Consider the following 22686-nt stretch of genomic DNA (forward strand, 5'->3'; position numbering starts at 1 on the left):
GGGGCTTCTTTGATATAGACCTTTGGATAATAAAAGCTCCTTGGTTTCTCTTAAAAGCTCTGTCAATTGGGTAATACACTCGTTAAAATAACTGTAAACATCTTTTCTTACCGATTGGGAAAGGCTGAGGCTATAGTTTTGCAGGGCAATTTGAACGGACAGATGCAAGTAATTTAGTATATATGAATCGCTAAATAATTCAGGTGCATTTACATTAACGTCCTCTTCAAGGTTAAAGCCATAAGGAATCGGATAGTTATCTTTGTTGAAAATTTCTGTTATGGCATGAAGATTTCCCTCTGCCAATTCTAAAGCATGCTGTACAAGAGGCTTAATTTCTTCATCCTTAAGCGTATTTAAAAAATAGTGAAGGCTGCAAGTAATGGCCTGATCGTTCATGTACCCTTTCCACAACTCAGTAATTTCTGCTGCTGTAAGTTTTACTTACTTCCCTTCCATATTCTTTTATCCTCCAGTCATTAAATCTGTTCCTTTTTACTCATTTTTTATCTTCTATGAATATTTTTTCTTTTAATAGTATTTTCATACGAGTAAATAACATTCGTTTTCCGTAAAAAACCTCAATAATCTTATTTCCCTTAAATAAACCATTTTTATTTAACAGTTGTTACAATCAACTAACAATTTTATTACCTCTAGTGACATCATCTATAAGACTGGTATAATGGAACCTGTTATTTTTTAAATACATCGAAGTAGGTGTTACAATGGCAAAATATCTCTTCATTGCCACATTATTGTTAACTATGAATACACTTTTTATTCCAACCGTTTTTGCTGAAACGAATCCCAAAGCACCCCAATTAGCCAGTCAATCTGCAATTATGATTGATGCAGATAATGGAAGTGTTCTTTATGAAAAGAATAGTACAACTTCTATGTATCCAGCTAGTTTAACGAAAATTGCCACTGCAATTTATGCTATTGAAAATGGTGATTTAGATGATACTGTAACAGTTAGTGAAAATGCGGTTGATACAGTAGGGACAACGGTTTTTTTAGAATCAGGTGAAAAGGTGACGTTAAAGAAGCTTATTCAGGGGCTCTTAATTAATTCTGGAAATGATGCCGGGAATGCAATTGCTGAGTACTTAAGTGGAAGTGTTGAACAATTTGCTAAAGATATCAATGAATACTTAAAGCATGAAATCGGAGTTGAACAAACTCATTTCGAAAATCCACATGGTCTTTTTAATCCAGATCATACAACAACAGCAAAAGACCTGGCTCATATAACAAGCTATGCAGTGCAAAACGAGGAGTTCCGTAATATATTTGGAACGGTTGAGATGAAATGGCACGGAAAGTCCTGGGATACAACACTTATTTCCCATCATAAAATGCTAAAAGGGGAATTTCCTTTTGACAATGTTATTGGCGGAAAAACAGGATATGTAGATCAGTCCGGCCATACATTAGCCACTTTAGCCAATCGTGGAAATCTAAATCTGATTGTAATTACCATGAACGGACAAACCCAAAATAAAGCATATCAGGATACGGCGAATCTATTAAACTACGGTTTTGACCATTTTGAAACCTCATCTCTTCAAGGTGGTGAAGTTGTTGAAATTCAAAATCAAGCGTATAAAATTCCGGAAGACCTAAAATATACCCATGTAAAAGATCAAATATCAATAACAAAGCAATTAACCAAACAGGGAAAACTGGAAATTTACAAACAGAATGGGGAACGTATCAATTCTTACCATTTAATGAAGATACATCATGATGATGGCAGTAGCCAAATGGAAGCAGCAAAGAATAGTAATTCACAATTAAATTTAGGCTTCTACCTTTCCAGTATACTAACAGGAATTGTGATGATTGGAATAATCGGATTTGTGTTTCGTAAAATTCGAATACGAAGGAAATCCTATAAATCATTTATGTGAAAATAAGGTTGACACAAAGATAAAGGGGCTAATTCAGTAGAGATTAGCCCCTTCATGTATTACTTTACAATTAGAACTGGACAATTCGCTCTTTTGGCGACCTTATGACTTACACTTCCTAATACCATTTCCTGAAAGGCATTTAATCCGCGACTGCCCACAATGACGATGTCAAATTCCTTTTCATTGGCGTAATCGACAATGGTTGGTCCAGGTTCACCGTTAAGGACAGTCGTTTTATAGGAAATACCTGCTTTTTGTAAATCCTCTTCAATCCCCATTACTTTATCCTCTTGTACATTCATTACCCCTACTTTATTCCAATTGTGAAGAGTATCAGATTTAACTTGTGTACTTTCCTTTACATATACAACCTCTATATAGGAATCAGCTGTAATGGTTGCTAAGCTGATAGCGTGGTTCGTAGTTCGTAACGAATGTTCAGAACCGTCAGTTGCCAATAATATTTTTTTATACACAGTCGTTCATCCTTTCTAATGGGCGCTTAATTTACGGCTTAATTTAGCTCTTAGCTCAGAACTTAACTGGTTTAGTCCAACTACATATACATTGATTCGTTTTTGTTCCAGGTTCGATACAATTTTATCAAGTGCTGCAATAGCTGAATCATCCCATAATCGAGCTTTGGTTAAATCGAATACGGCTTCTTTTGCATTTTCAGTATTGTAGTCAAACTCATCCATCAGCTCAGTAACCGATGCGAAAAAGATTTCCCCCTGGAAGGTATAATGCATACGATTATATTTGAACTCCTTTGTAACCTTTACCTTGGAAATCTTAGCTACAAAGAAAATTGCACTTAACAATACTCCAGTTAGTACACCAATAGCTAAATTATGAGTGAAAACAACTGTTAAGACTGTAACAATCATTACAAGGTTATCGGTTAATGGAACGATTTTTAAGGTTCGTATAGAGCCCCAATCGAATGTACCGATGGAAACCATAACCATGACTCCTACTAGAGCTGCAACAGGAATTTGCGATACGATATCCCCCATAAAAACAATAAGTGAAATTAAGACAAGACCCGCAGTTAAAGATGAAAGCCTTCCTCTGCCACCTGAACTGACATTAATAACGGATTGTCCAATCATAGCACATCCAGCCATACCACCAAAGAAACCTGTTATGATATTTGCAATTCCCTGTCCACCTGCTTCTCTATTTTTATTACTAGCTGTTCCGGTATACTCATCAACAATACTTGCTGTTAAAAGGGACTCGACAAGCCCTACAATTGCTAAGGCAAGGGAGTAGGGAAATATAATCATTAATGTATCGAAGCTAAAAGGAACATTTGGAAATAAGAATGATGGAAATGCTTGTGTAATTTGCCCCATATCACCAACTGTTAAGACATTCACATTGGTCATTAAAGCAATAATTGTAATAACGACGATTGCAATTAAAGGAGAGGGAACTGCCTTTGTGAACAATGGAAATAAATAAATAATAGCTAGAGCTCCTATAACCATCGCATACATTACCCAATTGGCACCTTCAAAGTGCTCTAATTGTGCGGTAAAAATCAAAATAGCCAGAGCATTGACAAATCCGACCATAACAGATCTGGGGATAAACTTCATTAGTCGGGCTAATTTCGTGATTCCAAATATAATTTGCAGAACACCAGTTAAAATCGTTGCTGCCAGAAGATAATCAACTCCCCATTCGGCTACTAAATCAACCATAACAAGAGCCATGGCACCTGTAGCCCCAGAAATCATTCCTGGACGCCCACCGGCAAAAGCAATAACTACAGATATAAGAAACGAGGCGTATAAGCCCACCATAGGGTCTACACCAGCGATAATTGCAAAAGCAATGGCTTCAGGAATTAAAGCAAGAGCAACAACAATACCAGAAACAAGATCTCCTTTGATGTTACCAAACCAGGCTTTTCGTGATGTTAATGTATTTTGCATAAGATAAACTCTCCCTAAACTTTTTTCTATTTCTATATTGACCTAATCCTCTTAAAATCATGAGTTTTACACATACTTGTAAAGATTTTGAAATTTGTTATTCCTTTCCATCTATAATTTTGAAATGCTTGTAAATCATAATAAAAAACAAATAACAAAAGGAGTTTAAAGATTAATCATGAAAAAAAGATTGTATATAAGCTTTATAAGCATTCTGTTTCTTTTATTAGCTGCTTGTAACACAGAGGACAATGCTACAAATAATGGAAACAATAACGATAACATCTCAAGTATTGCTACTGATTCTTCCAGTAAGGATTATCCTCATACAATGCCTATCCGCATACAGGATGCTAAGTATGAATTTAAGCGTGTTGAGAAGAGACAGCAGCATAAAGAAGGACAACGACAGCAAAGGCAACAGCAAGCACAACAAAATGGGCAGCAGGATGCTAATCAGCGAGCACAACAACAAGAAAAAACTATACCACAACAAAATCAAAATAATCAACAGCAAAATCAAAATAATCAACAAAATAACAATCAGACCCAGCAAGCCGGTAATATAAAAGAATTCGAATCAAGAGTAATTGAGCTCACCAATCAGGAGAGACAAAATCAGGGTTTACCGGCATTAAAATCAGATGCATCTTTAAGTCAGGTGGCACGGAAAAAATCAGCTAATATGCAGGCAAAAGGTTATTTCTCTCATACAAGTCCAACGTATGGTTCTTCTTTTGACATGATGAGAGACTTTGGTATTGATTATCAGACAGCAGGTGAAAACATCGCAAAAGGTCAGCAAAGCCCTGAACAAGTTGTTGAATCCTGGATGAATAGTGAAGGGCATCGTAAAAATATTTTAAGTGAAAAATTTACTCACATTGGTGTAGGTTATATTGAGAATGGTCATTACTGGACACAGATGTTTATAAGTAAATAACGCATATACGGGCGCTGATTCAACTCGGGCGCCCGTCTTTGTATAGGGTTTTGGTTCATCTTAGTCCTCATGACTATTCCTCTCTTTTCTTAGCTACTGTAGAAAAAAGTCATAATTTTTATTCGATTTATACACATTTTTCATGGTAAACTCATAGTATAAAGGTAAACATAAAATGAGAGGAGATTAATGCCTTAAATGGATGAGGAAGAAAAAAGGGTTTCGAAAATGTATCGAAGGATCTTGACTTCCGATGAAACAAAAGGTTTGATTACATTTCAGCGGTTGGACAAATCTACACAAGAGAAAGTAAAAAGTAAAATGGTTCAAAATGGTTCCTCGTCTGCTTATAAAATACTTAAAAGAATAAATCATTTACAAGAGATTGATTAAATTCAATCTCTTTTTCATTTTTTGCCATCATAATACAATTTTTTTATGAAATAATAAATCATAGCCATTAGTTTTGGGAACACGGAGGCCTAATTATGATTATCGCCATCATTCTCTTGATTTGCACTTCATTATTTCTTTCTGGAAGCGAAACGGCATTAACGGCAGTCAACAAAATGAAAGTGAAATCCCGCGCTGAAAACGATGACGCGAAATCCCAAAAACTCTATAGACTCATTTCTCAACCAGATGAGTTGCTAACGGGGATATTAATTGGAAATAATATGGCTAACATAGCCCTTCCAACTCTTGTTACAATGTTGGCATTGGATATTGGAATGAATGTAGGACTTGCTACGGCTATCTTAACTGTAGTCATTATTATTTTTGCTGAAGTATTACCTAAATCCATTGCTGCTACGTTTTCGGATAAAATATCCTATATCGTTACTCCTATCATTTCTTTTTTGTTAACGGTTTTAAAGCCTCTTACATTTGTATTATCCAAATTGACAGGATTATTGATTCGTGTATTGTCTAAAGGAGAAAAACAGGAAACCAGCTTTTCAAAGGAAGAATTTAAAACGATGATGGATATTGCTTCGGATGAAGGGACCTTGGAGAACGAAGAGTCTTATCGTCTTAAAGGTGTAATTGATTTTTATAGTAAAGATGTCCGTGATGCACTAAAAACACCGCGGATGGAAATTGTGGGGATTCCATCAGATAGCACCTATGAAGAAACACAAGACATATTATTAAACCATAATTACACAAGATATCCAGTATACAGGGATACGATGGATAATATTGTAGGAGTTTTCCATTCTAAGCAATTTTTAAGCTGGTCTCTTTCTGAAGGTAAAACTTTAAAAGACTTTACGGATAATAAGCCCTTATTTGTAGCGGAAACAACATCCATCGAAAGAGTGTTTAAAATGATGCTAAAGGAAAAGCGGCATTTAGCAATAGTTATAGATGAGTATGGAGGTACTACTGGAATTATAACCCATGAGGATATTATTGAAGCAATGCTGAGGCAGGAAATTGAAGATGAAACGGATAATGATGAGGAAATATTAATTGATGAGTTAACCGATTCACATATCATTTGCAGCGGGAAATTAGTGATCTCCAGATTAAATGATGTATTTCAGACTCGAATTCCGGAAGATGAAGATATTCTTGCGGGATTTTTATATAAGGAATTTGGACACATTCCATCTGAAGGGGAGAGCTTGGAATTTCAACATCTTGAATTTGAAATAGTAGAGATGGAAGAAAATAAAATTCAAAAGGTTAAAATCGATAAACATATGGTTTAAGATTAGCGTTAGGGTGAGGAGCGATTGATATGCATTATACTTATATACTTAGATGTGGGGATAACTCGCTTTACACAGGCTATACCAATCGATTGAATTATCGTATGAAAATGCATAACGAAGGAAAGGGAGCGAAATATACAAAAGGCAGAGGACCTTTTCAGCTTGTATACGTAGAAACCCATCACCAGAAGTCTGTTGCCATGAAAAGAGAATATCAAATTAAACAAATGAGAAAAGAAGAAAAGGAAGAGCTCATCAAAACGCAGTGTGTATTGGATACGTTTATCAAAGTCTGAACTTTTGGCCTTCACGGTGGAAATGACTGAGAGCGGTTAGTATTAAGAAAATAAAATTTGTGTCATTTAGACTGGAATATGAAATATATCCTCTATGCAAGGTATGGATACATAAAAAAACCATTCCGTATCAAAAAAATGGTTACGAGAATGGTTTTACTTATGCTGTAGGACTTAACCAGTTGCCTACGCTTTTCGATTGTCCAGCTGCGGCTCCTAGGTCTGGACGGATATAAGCCAAAGCCATTCATGGTTAACCCTTTACCACTCCATGTCTTTGGCTTATCCGGAAGACCTAATCCAGTCGCCTGGCTTTTTCTTTATTGAATTTGGTTTGGTGGTTCTGGGACAGGGTTGTAGGTTTGGCTGTACATGGTAAGGCTTTGTTCCTGAGCTGGTTCTGCTGGATAATAGTTGTTTTGGGCCATATATTGCCACACTTCATATGCATGGTGAGAGCTCATTTGAAAGGCATTTTCAAAAAAGGATCGTACCTCCGGATTAGTGCATTCCATTGCTGCCCATGCATATTCTCGGCCAGCTCTCTTTAGTGTAAGTAAATAAGCCGTGCCAATTTCACGATCATTAAATTGCTGAGCATCTGTTCTTGGTGTTACAGGCTGAACCTGATTACTTACTTGTTCCAAGTCCTGATTCATAATGGTACTGTCCATTTCGGGTACAGGCAAATGCTGAGATGCAACTCCGCCTTTTTGAAGAAGTTCTACTTTGGTGTTGTAATCCTTAATGTGATAAGGATAATGCTTTTGTATTAAAGCTTTTAGTTGCGGATCCGTTGCCTGATTTATAAAGGCTCCCATATTGGTAATGGAATTTACACAGCTCATGGTTAATTCATGTAAATCATGCAGTTCATGAGCTGATAGGTTAGTATTCATAATGTTTCCTCCTTTACTATTTTATTTCTAATCTTCCCGTTTTTAAAAATTTTATTTAACAAAAACATTAAGGATTTTGGTTTTAAACCAAGTTTATTCATTCATACCATATAGAGAAAGGAACTTATCTTTTGAACTAAAAGACGGGGGAATGATATGGCGGTTAGAAGACTCTTGACCATTCTACTACAATTTGCAATTTCCATTATGCAGGTTTTACTGGGATTAAGAATTGTTTTTAAAATGGTTACGGCTTCAGAGGGAGTTTTTGTACAATGGGTTTATTCATTAAGTGATCCATTAGTATTCCCTTTTTCTAGATATTTCCCAGATACGATGTTATCAGCTATGTTTTATCTTGATTTAGCAGCTATCATTGCGATTATACTGTATACGATGGTGGGATACTTTTTATTAAGTATGGTAGCAAAACCCAAAGAATGGAGAAAGCGGAAATATTATTCCTAATCTATTATCACCTTTCTGTTTTTGATGAGATAACCAATGGAAATGGAAAAATAGCTACAGAAACGCAAGAATATTTCTGTAGCTATTTTTTTCATATACATTTATAAGGTTTGTACTAAAATACTGGCAATAACGACAGACCCAACGGTAACTGAGGTGAAACCACCAATGAGCATTGGAGCTAAGGTCTGATTAAAGATTTCTTCTTGTTCCTCCTTGTCGCGGCCAATACTACGACTAACTTCTTGTGTAATCAAGTAATCACCCGGGAAGCCGTATAATGCAGTTAATGTTAGAGCCATGCCCAGGTATGGGTCCCACTTAAAGATTTTAGAACCGATATAGCCCCCAATTAATAAACCGATTGTTCCAACTACAATCATAAAGGCTGCTGCAGGAAGGACACTAACGATGTCTGACCATGGTGTAGTAACAAAGGAACCAATTACAATGATAATGATTCCAAGCATTGCAATCCCAAAGCCATTCGCTTTTTCCAAAGCATTCTGTGGATAAAATCCAGCGATAGCTCCGATAATACCAATACCTAAGCCGAATAAACTATAATTTATACCTGTTAAGTTATCTAAAGCTACCGAGATGGCACCGCCAACAAAGATTAAAAACAATAAAATAAAATGACTATCTAAATATTTTTCTGGTATCAGTGCTTTTTTTGTGTCTTGATTCTTGTCAGAAAGAATATCTTCAGGTGTTTTTACTTCAGAGACTGTTTCGGCTGTGGCGGCTGTGTTAAGTTTAGTTCTGATATTTTTTTGTAAAGTTTGTCCATGTTTACGCAGAAAAAAGGAAGTAAGCGGCATTCCCAGTACACCTTGCAGAACAAGAACTATGACAGGTATACTAGCTAATGCTGTAAAACCAATCTCTCTTAGTGCTTCTGAAGTAATTAAGGTCGCAATAATTCCACCTGTTAGTGGGCCAGCACCAGAAATTGCGGTTCCATAATTAAACACGATAGTACCAGCGACAAGTACAAATAAAACAGAAAATAGAAGACCGATTAATGTTATTAAAACTGCTTTATACTGACTTTTTAGTACACTCATTGGAATAATGGTTCCCATATGCACAAGTAAAGGTGGCTGTAAGACTGCCCCTACAATAGTAAAAGTGGAAGCATCAACAATATCTCCGGGGATAATCCCTCCTTGTATTAAAATATATACCCCTATAATCGCAACAAGCAGCATAGGAATTTTTGCACGTGATAGTAATGAAAACACTTCTCCTATGGCAATAATGCCTAACATAATCATTGTAGCTATAACTGGTTCCATTAATATATTCACCTTCTATCTTAGTTTTGTTTTCATTATTGACTTAAAATTTTGTTTGGCAGATTAATCAGTAAACGCAGACCATCTTCTAATGAATTCTCATCAATACCGAATTTTGGATGATGGTGTGGATAATCAAACCCTTGTTGTTCATTTTTTGCTCCAATAGCAACAAAGCAGCCAGGAGCTTTTGTTAAATAAGCTGAAAAGTCTTCACCACCCATAAAGGGTTCTCCATATTCGATATAATTCTCACCAAATTTTTCGGCAACGGTTTCCTCTACACATTTGGTCACTTGCTGATCATTAATGACAGAACTGTACCCATAGTGATACGTAAAATTATAGTCTGCACCGTGTGCTTCTGTGATTCCCTTCACAATACGTTCAATTAAATGGGCAGCATTTTCGCGAACATCTTGGGAATAAGAACGAACGGATCCAACAAGACTTACTGTTTCAGGAATGATATTGGAGGCTGTTCCCCCGTTAATCATCGTGGTTGAGATTACTAATTTCTCTGCTGGTTCCAAATTTCTGGCAACTATATGCTGAAGGTTAGTAATGATTTGAGCACTAATAGCAACGGGATCAATGGATAAGTCTGGTTGAGAGGAATGTCCACCTTTCCCAATCACTTTCAATTCAAATTCATCTGTGTTGGAAGTAAAGGGCCCATAAACGATGCCTATTTTTCCTGATTCAAGTGTGGACATAACATGTAATCCCACCATGTAGTCGATATGATCGATTACACCTTTTTCTACTAATTCTTTTGCTCCACCGGGAAGTAGTTCTTCTGCATGCTGAAAAACAAATTTAACTTCTCCACTAATTTCGTCTTTTCGTTGCGTTAAAATCTTGGCTGCTCCCAGTAATATGGCAGTGTGTGCATCATGGCCACAAGCGTGCATCACTCCAGGTTTTTTTGATTTAAAAGGGACATCTGATGTTTCCTCGATGGGCAGTGCATCCATATCGGCTCGTAAGCCTAACACCTTTCCCGGTTTGTTTCCCTTTAAAGTAGCTACTACACTCGTTTTTGTTGGCCTCTCCAGTTCCAAATCCCCAAAAGAAGCGAGTGTATCATAGACAAATTGGGATGTATTAAATTCTTCAAAGGACAATTCAGGATTTTCATGAAGATATCTTCTCCATTTCACTACTTCTTTTTTTACCTCGTATACAAAATTTGTTTTTGAAACGGTTTTTGACATGGTTTATCCCCTCCTAGATATATCAGACTATTCTAAAAATTAATTCCCCTTCAGAATAGCATTTAGTTGAGTGGAAGAAGTAATAATTATTTTTTATATCTTCATAAAATCGGGAAATATCGGTGGTTACTGAGGTTATAAAAATTTTTTATAGGAGCGGTGATATCTTAAGAAGTGTTGCTTAATGTCAGAATTTACTGTAATATAATGAAAATAAAAAACAATCAAAGGATGTAAAACAACATGGAAATAGAAGAATTGAGATCTTTCTTAACCGTCGTACAAGAAGAAAGCATATCAAAGGCTGCAGTTTTGCTTCATCTTACACAGCCCACTTTAAGTACCAGAATTCGTAGACTGGAAGAAAAGCTTGGTTTTCCCTTGTTAGAAAGAAGCTGGGATGGTGTTGTTTTGACGCATGAAGGGCATTATTTCCTGCCTTATGCTATTAAACTGTTACAGGATATGCAAAATGCGCAGAAAGTCATTACATCCTATAAAGACTATGGTTTTGAGCAATGGCTAAAGGAGACCAACGATGATAAACTCTATATAACGATTGGAATTAACCCCTGGCTGGCACCTGTGTTTTCGGATGCTATCATAAAAATACTATCCCATGAATTTCCTCATCAAAAATATCAATTAATTACACGTACAACCAATAGTTTAAAGTGCTTACTGCGTTATGGGCGGATTGATGTGGCCATATATTACGAAAATGAAGAAGAGATAACACCACATGAAGAATATCTTTTAGAGGATGAAATGATTCTATTATGTTCACAGGAAATTTACAGTTTTTTGCAAGGTGATTTGACGCGTCTTCGTTATTTAAGCAAGCCCTTTCTTTTATTCGATAATCCAGGATTAGCAAATAATCGGGACACCTACAGACAACTATTAAAAACCCTGCAAATTGAACAATTGCAATTAGTTGATGATTTAAGTGTCATGTTGAGTTATATTACCTCTAATATTGGTTTTACCGTATTACCAAATGCAGCCACACTTGAATTACAAAACATCTACTCTACATCAATAAAATGTGTACCCATAGGTGAGATGATTCAACCCCTAAGGCTAAAAATAGCTTATGAAGAGTCCATTATCTCCGTAAATGTTGTTGAAAGAATGACTGAACAACTCACATCAAGATTAATCAATACTTTTTAAAAAAATGCTTGAGCACGTAAAGTTCATTCTTATACGACTTTTATCCGAAAATAAGACTAAATAGTGGTCATCCCTATTTTAAAAAAACTGATGAAAATATATATTTGTCTATTTCCTTTGATTCCAGTGTTTCATTTTTACAATGGAATAAAAACATGTATAATATTTAATTACCAAACCTAATCTAATAGAAATTTACGATAACTGGGGGGATTTACATGACATTACCAAAAGCACTAACAATAGCAGGTTCAGATAGTAGCGGAGGAGCAGGTATACAAGCAGATCTTAAAACTTTTCAGGAGCATGGGATTTATGGGATGTCTGCGTTAACTGTGGTTGTTGCCATGAATCCACATAATAATTGGTCTCATGATACCTATCCAATAGATGCAGATACAGTACGAGCTCAATTATCCACGATTTTAGAGGGTATTGGTGTTGATGTAATGAAGACGGGAATGTTACCGACTGTCGAAATTATTGAAACAGCCGCAAAAGCCATAAAAGATTACAACTTAAATCAAGCGGTTATCGATCCTGTTATGGTATGTAAAGGTGCAGATGAGGTTATTTATCCAGAATTGGCTGAAGCTCTTCGAGATGTTTTAACACCTGTTGCTAAAATTGTAACCCCTAACTTGTGGGAAGCAGGTCAGTTAAGTGGAATGGGGGCCTTAACAACTATTGAGCAAATGAAAGAAGCAGCAGTTAAAATTCATGAACTAGGTGCCCAAAATGTTCTCATTAAAGGTGGAAATAAACTCGATCATGAAAATGCCGTCGATGTATTTTTTGATGGGAATAAGTACGATATATTGGAAAGTGAGCGTATTGATACGCCATATACACATGGAGCAGGCTGTACATATTCAGCTGCTATTACGGCTCAACTTGCAAAAGGTGTAGACGTTAAAGACGCTGTTTATGAGGCTAAGAGGTTTATTACATCAGCTATCCGTAACTCCTTTAAATTAAACCAGTATGTAGGACCTGTTAACCATGGAGCACAAAGGTTCTATGGTGAATAGAAAACATGAGGCCGGGACAAAAGTTTTTATCAAAGAACAACTCAAACGAAATTGAAATGATAGATGCTAACTAGCTAAACCCGTTCCCGAAAGATACTCCACTTTCCTTGGGTGGCTGAGGTGTGCTACTTTGTGCTGCCCTACTGTGGGGGAGCTCATCAGTGTTTCCTCCCTAGGATAAGGAAGGCTTAGATGACTTTACATAGCACAATAATATCATGTGCATACCTTTTGGAGGAGTCTACTTAGATTTTCCCTGCTAAAATGGTTTATTGTTTTCTCTGGAGTTGATTGTCTTTGTTATGTCTTAACCTCTTTTTTTATGCCTGTGACTCCCTTGATAAGTTCAGTTATAATAGGACTTATTAAAGATAACGGTTTCATAGATTTTATGGAAAGGTTATAATAAGAGAAAAAGGGTGGTGGAGATGAACCAGCATCAACTTTGCCCTAAATTTGAAAAGGCAATGAAATTGTTAAATAAACGTTGGACAGGTTTAATTATATATCAACTTCTGTTTGGTTCACAACGATTTTCTGAAATAGAATCATCACTTCCAGTCAGCGGAAGACTGCTTTCTGAGCGACTGAAGGAACTTGAAGAAGAGGGTGTTGTAGTTCGGAAGATTTATGCGGAAGTCCCTGTACGCGTGGAGTACTCATTAACAGAGAAAGGGATAGAATTAAAACCCGTGATTACGGCTATTCAAAATTGGTCAACTAAATGGATTGAAGATGTGAAAACAAAAGAATCAAACTACAGTTAAAAGAACCCTGATACAAGTAGGGTTCTTTTGTTTATTTTATAGTATCCAATTTTTTCTAGTTTAAACATAATAGAAATGGTAAAATGAAGAAAAGAATTAAGTCATTTGGGGGAGGGGAAGCAGTGAAAAGGAAATCACAACTGCCCTTTCGTTTGAATATCCTGTTTTTTGCCATTTTTGTTATTTTTTCTTTTTTAGTTTTACAATTAGGGGTTGTGCAAATTTTAACCGGGGGAGAAGCTCAGCAAGTACTTGATGAGACAGAGAATACAATTACAAACATTCCTGTTCCCAGAGGGAAAATGTATGATCGCGATGGAAATCTCATTGTTGATAATAAATCGACATATGCGATTACCTATACTCCTCCAAAAAATGTCCAGCCTAAAGATAAATTAGACATTGCACAAAAGCTTTCAAACTATATTCAAGTGGATAACAGTGATATTACACAACGAGATATGAAAGATTATTGGATTTTGACACGACGTGAAGAGGCCTATGCCCGGTTGTCCGAAAGTGAAAAGAAGCGTATGAACGATGAAGAGCAATACCAGAGCGTTTTAGACCGATTAACCAAATACAATTTGGATCATTTGTCAAAAGAGGAATTGCAAGTTGTTGCTATTAAACGAAAACTTGATGAGGCCATGGAGCTTACACCGCACATTGTTAAAAATAAAGGAGTTACTCAAGAGGAGTATGCTACCGTAGCCGAGCACTCGAATGAAATGCAAGGAATAAATGTCACAACTGATTGGGACCGTAAATTACCACAAGGAGAAACGTTCGCTAACTTTATTGGAGGCATTACTGATCATGAGGACGGTATCCTTAAAGATAATGTGGATTACTATTTAACCAGAAACTATAACCGAAACGAACGGGTGGGTCAGAGCTTTCTTGAACAACAGTATGAAGAAGTATTGGCTGGACAAAAAGAACAGTATCGGCATATTACCGATAAAAATAATAATGTCATTAGATCGGAATTAATTCAAGAAGGAAAACAAGGTAAGGATTTAGTGTTGTCTGTTGATATGGAGCTGCAAAAAAAGGTTGATCAAATTGTTCAGGAAGAATTAGAAAAAATTATTGATAAATATCCGTATAAAAATCAGTATTTAAATAACGCACTTGTAGTTATGATGAAACCGAAAACTGGAGAAATTCTCTCTATGACAGGTATACGTTACCATCGACCAGAAAACGAAGCTAATTATTTTGCAGATGAATCGTATCGTACCGTGTATGATGCTCATTTACCAGGATCAGCTATTAAAGGAGCAACGGTTTTATCCGGCTTTCAATCTGGAGTCATTACGAAAAATACAGTATTTAATGATCGGCCGATTAAGATTGCAAATACAGAAACCAAAAGCTCTTACGGGACATTGGGACCTGTAAATTATTTAACGGCTCTGGAGAAATCATCCAACGTTTTCATGTTTTTTGTAGCAATGCGTATGGGTGGTGACTATACTTATGTTGAAAATCAATCTGTTGATTTTAATCCAGAGGCCTTTACGGAAATGCGGAATTATTTTAAACAATTTGGTTTAGGTGTAGAGACGGGTATTGATCTTCCCTATGAAGCTACAGGGTTGGAAGGGGATAAGGAAAGTGCAGGTCTTTTGATGGACTACGCTATTGGACAATATGAACCGTTTACAACGCTTCAACTGGCACAATATGTATCTACAATCGCAAATGATGGATATCGGATAAAACCGCATTTGGTGAACGAAATTCGTTACCCGGGAACAAAAGATCAACCAGGACGTATTTATAAAACCATAGGTCCAGAAGTGATTAACAAGCTTGAAATGGATGAGGAATATATTCAAGCGGTACAAAATGGTTTTTATCGCGTATTTAATGGAAGTAATGGTACAGCAGCCGGTACGTTCTCTAATTTACCTTATGTGGCTGCGGGAAAGACAGGTACTGCAGAACAGCCTATCTATGAAAACGGGAAGTTGATTGCCGATACAGAAAATCTAACTCTGGTTGGTTACGCACCCTATGATGATCCGGAAGTATCCTTCGCAGTTGTCGTACCCCGTGTCGGCTTAGAGTCAGGAGATACCATTAATTATAAAATTGGAAAAAGAATCTTAGATGCCTACTTTGAAAACCAACAAAATAATTAATTCTGAGAAGGCACCACTTTTTGGTGATGCCTTTTTCCATGGAAAAAAAGATGAAATGAGTGTATGTAGATAAAAGATACGTCCAGCTTTTGTTATTTTATTTTGTCAAAAAATTTCTAAAAATGTAGAAGAAAACATTTGAAATTTACAGGTCGTTACAGTAAGATAAGATATTGTAAGATAGCTTCTATCAGTAGAATACTTTTAGTAATTTTCCATTCATTTACATAAATAGGTAAAATAGTAGGAGGTTTAATGAATGAAGTATCATTCAATAAAGAGGTGGAAGTATGTTTAAACAACTATCTAACTATGCGCTGGAGGAGGCGCATAAAAATGCGTTACGTTTAAAACTGGATCAGGATTTTATTAAAATTCTACAAAAGGAAATGGAAAACCGTGGTTTGACATGTCAAAAGACCTCTAATAACTGAAAACGCCAGCAATGCTAATCTTCAACCATTTGTTTGAATACCCGTATCCCAATCCCTGCTATTAAATCATCAAAATGAGGTATTCTCCCTGCTTTAAGGCTATTGACGATTAATAAGCAGGAAAAAATACCTCTTTTAATAGGTTCCTGTTAATTATTATTTAAGCTTTGTATAAATCCCTCCATTGTAGAAAATAGTATGAATGGAGGTGGCAACGTGAGACATTTCTTAAGTATAGGAATCAAATTTGTCGTTATTTGTACGGTTGTTTTATCCCTCTACTCTGTATTCCAAAATCCAGGCGTGCTTAGCCTATTGGGAATAAGTATAGCACTTGTCGGATTGGGATATCTACTGGGTGACGTATTAATATTAAGAAGATTTGGAAATTTGACAGCAACCTTATCAGATTTCGCGCTCTCGTTTTTGGTATTATTTTTCTACGGTATCATTATGGATATTCCAACATGGGAAGCGGGAAATATGGCGCTATTTAGTGCCTTATTTATCACTGTAACGGAAAGTTTATTTCACTTCTATATGCAAAATCGTGTATTCGACGAGCCTTCTTATAATGATGAAAGTTACCGAACGACCAAACGAATAAATTCGAGGACAATGCAGACAGAAACATCAGATGAAGTATTTCCTTATGATGTAAGAAGAAAACAGCATAAGAAGAAAAATAAACAAAATTAGACCAGGGAATAACCTTGGTCTAATTTTGTTTAGCAAGCTCTCTTCGATGTTTTAGATCAGGTAAAATTTTACGAATCATCATCATACCTAAGAAGCCGCAAGCTAATATGAGAATTGACATAACCTCTTTATTAAATATAGCACCAAGCGAAACAAATACAGAACTAAGCATCATAGATCCATTAAAAACCATGCCATATACAGCCATATAAGAACTTCGCTTTTCATCACTCGGGATGCTGGCCATGTAATCCGATTGGATAGGTACGCGCATTAATTCGCCAACTGTAGCTATAATCATAAAGATGAATAGTAACCATATATTATTAAAATAGCTTATTCCTGCATAACCTGCTGTAAAAATAATAATGGAGCCTAAAAAAGCCCTGTCTTCTTTTAATTTAGTAACCCACTTCGTAATAAAAACAGTAAGCAAAACAACTATAATGGTATTTTCAGATTTCAGAAATCCTACCATTTCTACTCCGGTAACATCTATGAAAAGTAACGATTGTTCAGGCATTTCCTCGTTGAGTCGAACCCCAATATAGTTTTCCATTTGGTTTTCAATCGACTGAATGAATAGGCCGGCCAAAACGAAATATAGAAAAACTTTATCAAAAGCTACCTCTTTATAGCTTTTAGCAATATTTCTTAATACCTGTTTCTGTTTTGTGTGTACTTGGCTTTCCATCGTTTCTTCGATAAAAAAGATAACCAGGATATTTGATAGAAGCCCAGTAACCGAAAGAATGATTAACAGTTCAAATAAGTAATAATTAAACATAAGAGCTCCAATAATTCCACCAATAGCAAATGCGAGATTAAAACTCCAGTACAGTAATGAATAGACACCTTTACGCTGGTCAGGTTTTGTGATGTCAATAATCATCGCATCAGCTGCTGGTCCATCTAAACCAAATGAAGCCATAATAATGAGGGTCATCAAGTAAGTGATTTCAGGTGAAACAAGGGCAGGGGAATTGGCAACCGCCATGATAATAAAAGCAAACATACGTATGATTCCTGCAACAACCATTAATTTTTTTCTGCCCATTCGATCTGAATAGTACCCACCATATAGTCCCACAAGGAGTCCAATTAGTACATTGATTAAGAGTAAAATTCCAGTTAGCTTCGCGCCAAAGTGTTCGGCAAAATAAATAGCCATAAAGGGAAAAATAGCTCCGGATACGATGTCAGTAAAAAATATCTGGATAATTCGAACCTTTATATTTGGATGGTAATCTCTGAATCTTGTCATATATCTTCCCTCCATTCTCTGGTGTTAAGTGTTTTATAAATGTTGTTATATATTAGTCATTGAAGTGCTGGGTTATTTTATCATATAGGAAACGGGAAGAGATGAACACAGTCTTGGGAATGAGATTTTACACCCACACCTCCGTTTACAGTCTGAAATCTATTCTTTCTATGGACTTGTTTCATTAAAATGAAGGAAGAAAATAAATGGATTGTTTCACATAATCTTAGGTACGATTAAGACATGAAAAGCTTGAATCAATAGTAGAGAAGGATTAGGATTGTACATGAAGTGATATGTGGAAAATCTTTCCGGATGCTCAACTAGCCTATTTTTAGGATGAATATGTAAAACGGCTGCTTTACTATATGATCCTATTTGGACGAGTGCGGTGGATCAAACGAAGGACATTGCCGTTGTGTTAACATCTTTGCTTTATTATAATCTTGGGAAAGTACCTGCATGGTTGATTGTGATTTGTACGGTCTTGTTTCATGTGACTTTATCGGGGTGATATAAGGGGGATTGCTATGATGAACGTAAAAGGGTTTAATCACATTACACTTAATATTTCTGATTTGGAAAGATCACTGGAATTTTACCAAAGGGTTCTGCGTATGAGCCTGGTACATAAAGGGAGAAAGGATGCTTATTTAGAATGGGGAGAGGCATGGATTTGTCTTCTGGAAAAGAAGAACTTTTCATCTGTTGACACCCAATCATTCGGTGTAAATCATTTTGCATTTTCTATTGCTAAAGAGGATTTTTTCGAGGCGGTTCATCAATTAGAGAATCATGACGTAACAATAGTAAGAGGACCAATTAAGCGTGGTAAAGGCTGGACCATTAATTTCCTGGATCCTGATGGAATTGAAATGGAATTACACACATCAAATTTACAAGAGCGAATGACGGTCTGGGAGTAGGAGGATGATTATGCGTTTGGTTTCTATTTGTCCTAGTAATACAGAAATGATTGAGTATTTAGGCCTTACGGAGTTTTTAGTGGGCGTGGATGACTATTCGGATTGGCCGGAATTTGTTAAGACCTTACCAAGTTTAGGACCTGATTTGGATATTGATATGGACAAAGTAGAATCATTAGACCCTGATTTAGTGCTTGCATCACTTAGTGTACCAGGAATGGAAAAGAATGTTGAAGAGCTTGAGAGACGAAACATCCCGCATATTGTGTTAAATCCAAATTCTTTAGAAGAGATTGGGGAAAATCTATTATTTGTGGGTCAGCATTTAGGTGTATCACAAAAAGCAAAGGAAGTCTATCAATCTTATAAAAATATTATTAGTGAATACCGTGCACGTTCGGATAGAATGAAAGAGAAAAAAAGCATTTATTGGGAATGGTGGCCCAAGCCAATTTTTACTCCAGGAAAGACAAATTGGCTCACAGAAATTAGTGAATTAGCCGGCACCTATAATATTTTTGCTACAGAAAACCAAGCAAGTGTACAAACCACCTGGAATGATGTGAAAGAGCGCAACCCTGATATTATTTGCATGGTTTGGGTGGGTGTGAAAACAGAAAAAATGAATCCGGATTTAGTTCGTAGACGCCCACAATGGGAACAAATGAAGGTAATCAAGGATAATCAGATTTTCGTATTAGATGAGTCCTTGTTTTGCAGGCCATCTCCCCGTTTATTAGAGGGCTTGGAAAAGCTTGGATCACTTCTATTTCCAGATATTTTTCCAAAGTATCAAGGAAATGATCCACTACTGAGATAATTCATTAAAATTTTTAAATAGACTTCTCAATAGGTAAAAAATCATTTATAATGGTAGAAATTTTCTAATAATTGTTGTGGTTGGGGGAATTTTACATATGCAAGCAAACTCAGCAGATAATGCTTCAAAGGTATCTTCAGAGCTTAGTAATGCAGTTAAAGCCGGTCTCGTCAAAGGCTTTCCAATTTGTCTGGGATATATCCCCATTGCCATTGCTTATGGAGTGCTAGCTGCTCAAACATTGAGTCTTTTTCAATTGACAGCTATGAGTGTACTGGTTTTTGCTGGAGCCTCGCAATTTATGGGGGCAAAAATGATTGGAGCAGGAAATGGGTTAGTTGAAATTGTAGTGGCAACGTTTATTTTAAACTTTAGACATTTTGTGATGAGTCTATCATTTATGAACAAGGCTCGTCCGATTCCTTTAAGCTGGAAGGTTCCTTTATCGCTTGGCTTAACCGATGAAACCTTCGCTGTTTCATCCTTACATGGCGAAGAAGCCAAAAAGCCTTATGGTAAAGTGTTTTTTGCAACACTAATGCTTCTGGCCTATTTAGCTTGGGTTGGTGGTTCATTGGTAGGAGGATTGTTAGGAGAGCTTATTCCAGAACAGCTTAGCCAAAGTATGAATATTGCGTTATATGCGATGTTTATTGGTCTTCTTGTTCCTTCTGTAAAAAAAGAATGGAGAGTTGGACTTATTGCAATCATTAGTATGATTATCAATTATGCTCTAATCAATCTGAGTCTGGCTGATGGCTGGGCCATTGTAATTTCTACTATTATGGGCGGCTTTCTGGGAATCTTTTTACTTAAAGGAGATGAAGATAATTGATTTGGGCCATTATTATTGGAATGTCGATTGTAACCATCGTACCTCGCATCATTCCTGTCTTTTTAGTCGATCAAGCCTCATATCCAGATTGGGTTAATCGCTGGCTGGATGCTATACCCTATGCTGCTTTAGGAGCTTTAATTTTTCCTGGAATTATGACTGTTATTCCAGACCAGCCCATAATTGGCCTCATCGGAGGAGTCATTGCGATTGTGATTGCTTTTTTTGAAGTGAATGTGATTTTTGCTGTTTTAGGGGCGATTTTAACTGTGTATTTGTTGACAATGTAGGCTTTCCAACGTCGGCTCCCAAATTCAGCCAGACATAAGGTTAATCCACTACGTGATCAAGACGTATCACTCCGTGTATTCTGCTTATGCTGTCGGGGCTTAGCAAGACCCTTCCGCTTTTCTAATCACATTATTCTGTTTCTTTTCATAGTTTATAGGGACACTTCACTATAGAGGGGGAATGGATATTATGTATAGACAAAATGAGGATGGGTCTAATCAGTTTGGTGATTTTTTTGGCATGGTTCAACAGCAATCTCCAAGTCAAGGATCGCCATTTGGTCAATGGCCAGGTCAAGGGTCTTTTCAGGGACCAGGTGAAGGTCCGCCTTTTGGACAGGGGCCAGGCCAAGGTGAAGGTCCTCCTTTTGGCCAGGGATCAGGCCAAACCCAGATGCCACCTTATCTTCCAGGTCAGGCAGGAGGTCTTCCCGGGCAGTTTGGTCCAGGTTCTCAAGGACAGTTTGGGGGTGGCCCTTCCGTTCAGGCAGTAGATCCTGGCTCCTTTCAAGGCTGTCTTAGAAGATTGACAGATGTACGTCTAACTAATAGAAGAAGGTTCTGGTTTTACCCAACTTATATTGGTAGAAGGTCTGTAGCTGGTTATAGGTGGTTCCCGCGTCGAAATCAGTGGGCTTACACTGGATTTGATACAAACAGTATTGAATCCTTTCAATGCTACTAAAACTTTATCCGGGTGCAGCTTTATCTGCAGCCGGATAGATGCTTTAACTGGCAGTTTCCTATAAGCCATTTATACATACAGATGGGAATATTGTTATTGAAATGGGGGGATAGAGAGATGTTTTCTGTACGTAAAGCTGTTTTAAGCGATGCTTCATTTATTGCAAAGGTCCATGTTGATAGTTGGAGAAGTACATATCGAAACCTCGTCCGTGAAGAAGATTTAGCCCAGGAAGCCTCTTATGAACATAGAAAGGTTTTTTGGGAAACGATTTTAAAAAAACATTTTCACAATCAAATTTTATATGTGGCTGAAAATGATGATAATCAAGTTGTTGGTTTTGTATCAGGTGGAGAAGAGAGATCAAAAAAGTTTGACTATGACGGCGAAATATATGCGATTTATCTTTTAGAAGAGTATCAGGGGCTTGGAATTGGTAAAACACTTCTAAATGCCTTTATGGAAGAGGCTCAACGATTAGGTTATCAATCTATTTTGGTTTGGGTTTTAACGCTTAACCCTTCCAGTCACTTTTATCAATACTTAGGTGCACAGCCTATTGAGGCAGAGGAAATTACTATTGGCGAGGGTACTTATGAAGAAACAGCTTATGGATGGCCAAATATTAATAAGAAAGGGCTTTCTAGTATAAACCTATAGCTGGTTGACCCCCAATGAGTAACAAAGACGTCACTCATTGGGGCTTTTTTGTTGACCAGTGGCCTCCGCTTTTCTAGTGTCTAGCTCTAGCTCCTAGGTCCAAGCAGACATAAGCAGAATGCACTGCGTGGCAAAACCCATGCCACTCCGTACATTCTGCTTATGCTGTCGGACCTAATCAGTCGCCTCCGCTTTTCTATGTCCAGCTGCGGCTCCTAGGTCTGGGTGGACATAAG

At 36.8% G+C, this 22686-nt stretch carries 24 protein-coding genes and 1 pseudogene; 18 read left to right on the forward strand and 7 right to left on the reverse strand.

Annotation, left to right across the window (positions count from 1 at the left end; all coding sequences use genetic code 11):
* Positions 1 to 3: 3 nt before the first annotated feature.
* Positions 4 to 429: pseudogene (locus tag BMX63_RS18720) on the reverse strand (DUF3231 family protein); the annotation flags it as partial.
* A 299-nt stretch (positions 430 to 728) separates the two neighbouring features.
* Between BMX63_RS18720 and BMX63_RS03540 the strand changes: the two are divergent.
* Positions 729 to 1916, forward strand: coding sequence for a D-alanyl-D-alanine carboxypeptidase family protein (locus BMX63_RS03540; protein ID WP_177167163.1), 1188 nt, complete (start codon positions 729 to 731; stop codon positions 1914 to 1916).
* 59 nt (positions 1917 to 1975) lie between these two features.
* Here the strand turns inward: BMX63_RS03540 and BMX63_RS03545 are convergent, their stop codons facing one another.
* Together BMX63_RS03545 and BMX63_RS03550 are read right to left on the reverse strand one after the other, a co-directional pair.
* The gene (locus BMX63_RS03545; RefSeq protein WP_093132034.1) at positions 1976 to 2395 is read right to left on the reverse strand and encodes a universal stress protein; all 420 of its coding nucleotides are present in this window, start codon (positions 2393 to 2395) and stop codon (positions 1976 to 1978) included.
* A gap of 15 nt (positions 2396 to 2410) precedes the next feature.
* Entirely contained in the window at positions 2411 to 3865 is a 1455-nt protein-coding gene (locus BMX63_RS03550) for a SulP family inorganic anion transporter (protein ID WP_093132036.1), read from the reverse strand.
* A gap of 178 nt (positions 3866 to 4043) precedes the next feature.
* Here BMX63_RS03550 and BMX63_RS03555 point away from each other — a divergent pair, with 178 nt between their 5' ends.
* From BMX63_RS03555 to BMX63_RS03570, 4 genes are all read left to right on the forward strand, one after another.
* Positions 4044 to 4808, forward strand: a complete 765-nt coding sequence (locus BMX63_RS03555; protein ID WP_093132038.1) for a CAP domain-containing protein — start codon at positions 4044 to 4046, stop codon at positions 4806 to 4808.
* A gap of 198 nt (positions 4809 to 5006) precedes the next feature.
* A complete protein-coding gene (locus BMX63_RS03560) occupies positions 5007 to 5201 on the forward strand; it encodes a hypothetical protein (RefSeq protein ID WP_093132040.1) in 195 nt (64 codons plus the stop codon).
* A gap of 95 nt (positions 5202 to 5296) precedes the next feature.
* Positions 5297 to 6526 (forward strand): hemolysin family protein, encoded by a 1230-nt coding sequence (locus BMX63_RS03565; RefSeq protein ID WP_093132042.1) that lies wholly within the window; start codon positions 5297 to 5299, stop codon positions 6524 to 6526.
* A gap of 29 nt (positions 6527 to 6555) precedes the next feature.
* Complete coding sequence (locus tag BMX63_RS03570) at positions 6556 to 6825, forward strand: GIY-YIG nuclease family protein (protein WP_093132044.1); 270 nt, start codon at positions 6556 to 6558, stop codon at positions 6823 to 6825.
* Positions 6826 to 7145: 320 nt separating this feature from the next.
* On the opposite strand, the gene BMX63_RS03575 is transcribed toward BMX63_RS03570, so the two are convergent.
* Entirely contained in the window at positions 7146 to 7724 is a 579-nt protein-coding gene (locus BMX63_RS03575; RefSeq protein ID WP_093132046.1) for a spore coat protein, read from the reverse strand.
* Between the two features lie 156 nt (positions 7725 to 7880).
* On the opposite strand from BMX63_RS03575, the gene BMX63_RS03580 reads away from it, so the two are divergent.
* Positions 7881 to 8192 (forward strand): YggT family protein, encoded by a 312-nt coding sequence (locus tag BMX63_RS03580; RefSeq protein ID WP_093132049.1) that lies wholly within the window; start codon positions 7881 to 7883, stop codon positions 8190 to 8192.
* A gap of 101 nt (positions 8193 to 8293) precedes the next feature.
* Here the strand turns inward: BMX63_RS03580 and BMX63_RS03585 are convergent, their stop codons facing one another.
* Positions 8294 to 9493 carry a hypothetical protein gene (locus tag BMX63_RS03585; RefSeq protein ID WP_093132051.1) on the reverse strand — a complete coding sequence of 400 codons (1200 nt, stop codon included), beginning with the start codon at positions 9491 to 9493 and terminating at the stop codon, positions 8294 to 8296.
* A 35-nt stretch (positions 9494 to 9528) separates the two neighbouring features.
* A complete protein-coding gene (locus BMX63_RS03590; RefSeq protein ID WP_093132053.1) occupies positions 9529 to 10710 on the reverse strand; it encodes an amidohydrolase in 1182 nt (393 codons plus the stop codon).
* Positions 10711 to 10953: 243 nt separating this feature from the next.
* Here BMX63_RS03590 and BMX63_RS03595 point away from each other — a divergent pair, with 243 nt between their 5' ends.
* From BMX63_RS03595 to BMX63_RS03620, 6 genes are all read left to right on the forward strand, one after another.
* Positions 10954 to 11886 (forward strand): LysR family transcriptional regulator, encoded by a 933-nt coding sequence (locus BMX63_RS03595; protein ID WP_093132055.1) that lies wholly within the window; start codon positions 10954 to 10956, stop codon positions 11884 to 11886.
* Positions 11887 to 12104: 218 nt separating this feature from the next.
* Positions 12105 to 12917: a bifunctional hydroxymethylpyrimidine kinase/phosphomethylpyrimidine kinase gene (locus BMX63_RS03600; RefSeq protein WP_093132057.1), complete on the forward strand. Its 813-nt coding sequence runs from the start codon at positions 12105 to 12107 to the stop codon at positions 12915 to 12917.
* A 428-nt stretch (positions 12918 to 13345) separates the two neighbouring features.
* Positions 13346 to 13684 (forward strand): winged helix-turn-helix transcriptional regulator, encoded by a 339-nt coding sequence (locus tag BMX63_RS03605; protein ID WP_093132059.1) that lies wholly within the window; start codon positions 13346 to 13348, stop codon positions 13682 to 13684.
* A 122-nt stretch (positions 13685 to 13806) separates the two neighbouring features.
* Positions 13807 to 15837, forward strand: a complete 2031-nt coding sequence (locus BMX63_RS03610; protein ID WP_245732704.1) for a peptidoglycan D,D-transpeptidase FtsI family protein — start codon at positions 13807 to 13809, stop codon at positions 15835 to 15837.
* Between the two features lie 290 nt (positions 15838 to 16127).
* Positions 16128 to 16271 carry a sporulation histidine kinase inhibitor Sda gene (gene sda, locus BMX63_RS03615; RefSeq protein ID WP_093132063.1) on the forward strand — a complete coding sequence of 48 codons (144 nt, stop codon included), beginning with the start codon at positions 16128 to 16130 and terminating at the stop codon, positions 16269 to 16271.
* 216 nt (positions 16272 to 16487) lie between these two features.
* A complete protein-coding gene (locus tag BMX63_RS03620) occupies positions 16488 to 16970 on the forward strand; it encodes a DUF2512 family protein (RefSeq protein ID WP_177167164.1) in 483 nt (160 codons plus the stop codon).
* Positions 16971 to 16989: 19 nt separating this feature from the next.
* On the opposite strand, the gene BMX63_RS03625 is transcribed toward BMX63_RS03620, so the two are convergent.
* Positions 16990 to 18234, reverse strand: a complete 1245-nt coding sequence (locus tag BMX63_RS03625) for an MDR family MFS transporter (RefSeq protein WP_177167165.1) — start codon at positions 18232 to 18234, stop codon at positions 16990 to 16992.
* A gap of 533 nt (positions 18235 to 18767) precedes the next feature.
* Here BMX63_RS03625 and BMX63_RS03630 point away from each other — a divergent pair.
* The 6 genes from BMX63_RS03630 to BMX63_RS03655 all read left to right on the forward strand — a co-directional run bounded on the left by BMX63_RS03630 (position 18768) and on the right by BMX63_RS03655 (position 22450).
* Complete coding sequence (locus BMX63_RS03630; RefSeq protein WP_093132492.1) at positions 18768 to 19160, forward strand: VOC family protein; 393 nt, start codon at positions 18768 to 18770, stop codon at positions 19158 to 19160.
* Positions 19161 to 19170: 10 nt separating this feature from the next.
* Positions 19171 to 19980 (forward strand): cobalamin-binding protein, encoded by an 810-nt coding sequence (locus tag BMX63_RS03635; RefSeq protein WP_093132069.1) that lies wholly within the window; start codon positions 19171 to 19173, stop codon positions 19978 to 19980.
* A 97-nt stretch (positions 19981 to 20077) separates the two neighbouring features.
* Positions 20078 to 20815, forward strand: a complete 738-nt coding sequence (locus BMX63_RS03640; RefSeq protein ID WP_093132072.1) for an AzlC family ABC transporter permease — start codon at positions 20078 to 20080, stop codon at positions 20813 to 20815.
* The gene (locus tag BMX63_RS03645) at positions 20812 to 21105 is read left to right on the forward strand and encodes an AzlD domain-containing protein (RefSeq protein WP_093132074.1); all 294 of its coding nucleotides are present in this window, start codon (positions 20812 to 20814) and stop codon (positions 21103 to 21105) included. Before BMX63_RS03640 ends, BMX63_RS03645 begins: the two co-directional genes overlap by 4 nt.
* Positions 21106 to 21295: 190 nt before the next feature.
* Entirely contained in the window at positions 21296 to 21790 is a 495-nt protein-coding gene (locus BMX63_RS03650; RefSeq protein ID WP_245732705.1) for a hypothetical protein, read from the forward strand.
* Positions 21791 to 21907: 117 nt separating this feature from the next.
* Positions 21908 to 22450, forward strand: a complete 543-nt coding sequence (locus BMX63_RS03655) for a GNAT family N-acetyltransferase (RefSeq protein ID WP_093132077.1) — start codon at positions 21908 to 21910, stop codon at positions 22448 to 22450.
* Positions 22451 to 22686: the final 236 nt, after the last annotated feature.

The sequence above is a fragment of the Salinibacillus kushneri genome (assembly GCF_900111405.1).
Taxonomy (GTDB): Bacteria; Bacillota; Bacilli; order Bacillales; family Alkalibacillaceae; genus Salinibacillus; species Salinibacillus kushneri.

Excerpts from the sequence above, each read along its gene's own strand:
- BMX63_RS03540 (WP_177167163.1), top strand. The coding sequence starts at position 729 with ATGGCAAAATATCTCTTCATTGCCACATTATTGTTAACTATGAATACA.
- BMX63_RS03550 (WP_093132036.1), bottom strand. The coding sequence starts at position 3,865 with ATGCAAAATACATTAACATCACGAAAAGCCTGGTTTGGTAACATCAAA.
- BMX63_RS03555 (WP_093132038.1), top strand. The coding sequence starts at position 4,044 with ATGAAAAAAAGATTGTATATAAGCTTTATAAGCATTCTGTTTCTTTTA.
- BMX63_RS03560 (WP_093132040.1), top strand. The coding sequence starts at position 5,007 with ATGGATGAGGAAGAAAAAAGGGTTTCGAAAATGTATCGAAGGATCTTG.
- BMX63_RS03565 (WP_093132042.1), top strand. The coding sequence starts at position 5,297 with ATGATTATCGCCATCATTCTCTTGATTTGCACTTCATTATTTCTTTCT.
- BMX63_RS03570 (WP_093132044.1), top strand. The coding sequence starts at position 6,556 with ATGCATTATACTTATATACTTAGATGTGGGGATAACTCGCTTTACACA.
- BMX63_RS03575 (WP_093132046.1), bottom strand. The coding sequence starts at position 7,724 with ATGAATACTAACCTATCAGCTCATGAACTGCATGATTTACATGAATTA.
- BMX63_RS03580 (WP_093132049.1), top strand. The coding sequence starts at position 7,881 with ATGGCGGTTAGAAGACTCTTGACCATTCTACTACAATTTGCAATTTCC.
- BMX63_RS03585 (WP_093132051.1), bottom strand. The coding sequence starts at position 9,493 with ATGGAACCAGTTATAGCTACAATGATTATGTTAGGCATTATTGCCATA.
- BMX63_RS03590 (WP_093132053.1), bottom strand. The coding sequence starts at position 10,710 with ATGTCAAAAACCGTTTCAAAAACAAATTTTGTATACGAGGTAAAAAAA.
- BMX63_RS03595 (WP_093132055.1), top strand. The coding sequence starts at position 10,954 with ATGGAAATAGAAGAATTGAGATCTTTCTTAACCGTCGTACAAGAAGAA.
- BMX63_RS03600 (WP_093132057.1), top strand. The coding sequence starts at position 12,105 with ATGACATTACCAAAAGCACTAACAATAGCAGGTTCAGATAGTAGCGGA.
- BMX63_RS03605 (WP_093132059.1), top strand. The coding sequence starts at position 13,346 with ATGAACCAGCATCAACTTTGCCCTAAATTTGAAAAGGCAATGAAATTG.
- sda (WP_093132063.1), top strand. The coding sequence starts at position 16,128 with ATGTTTAAACAACTATCTAACTATGCGCTGGAGGAGGCGCATAAAAAT.
- BMX63_RS03625 (WP_177167165.1), bottom strand. The coding sequence starts at position 18,234 with ATGACAAGATTCAGAGATTACCATCCAAATATAAAGGTTCGAATTATC.
- BMX63_RS03630 (WP_093132492.1), top strand. The coding sequence starts at position 18,768 with ATGAACGTAAAAGGGTTTAATCACATTACACTTAATATTTCTGATTTG.
- BMX63_RS03635 (WP_093132069.1), top strand. The coding sequence starts at position 19,171 with ATGCGTTTGGTTTCTATTTGTCCTAGTAATACAGAAATGATTGAGTAT.
- BMX63_RS03640 (WP_093132072.1), top strand. The coding sequence starts at position 20,078 with ATGCAAGCAAACTCAGCAGATAATGCTTCAAAGGTATCTTCAGAGCTT.
- BMX63_RS03650 (WP_245732705.1), top strand. The coding sequence starts at position 21,296 with ATGTATAGACAAAATGAGGATGGGTCTAATCAGTTTGGTGATTTTTTT.
- BMX63_RS03655 (WP_093132077.1), top strand. The coding sequence starts at position 21,908 with ATGTTTTCTGTACGTAAAGCTGTTTTAAGCGATGCTTCATTTATTGCA.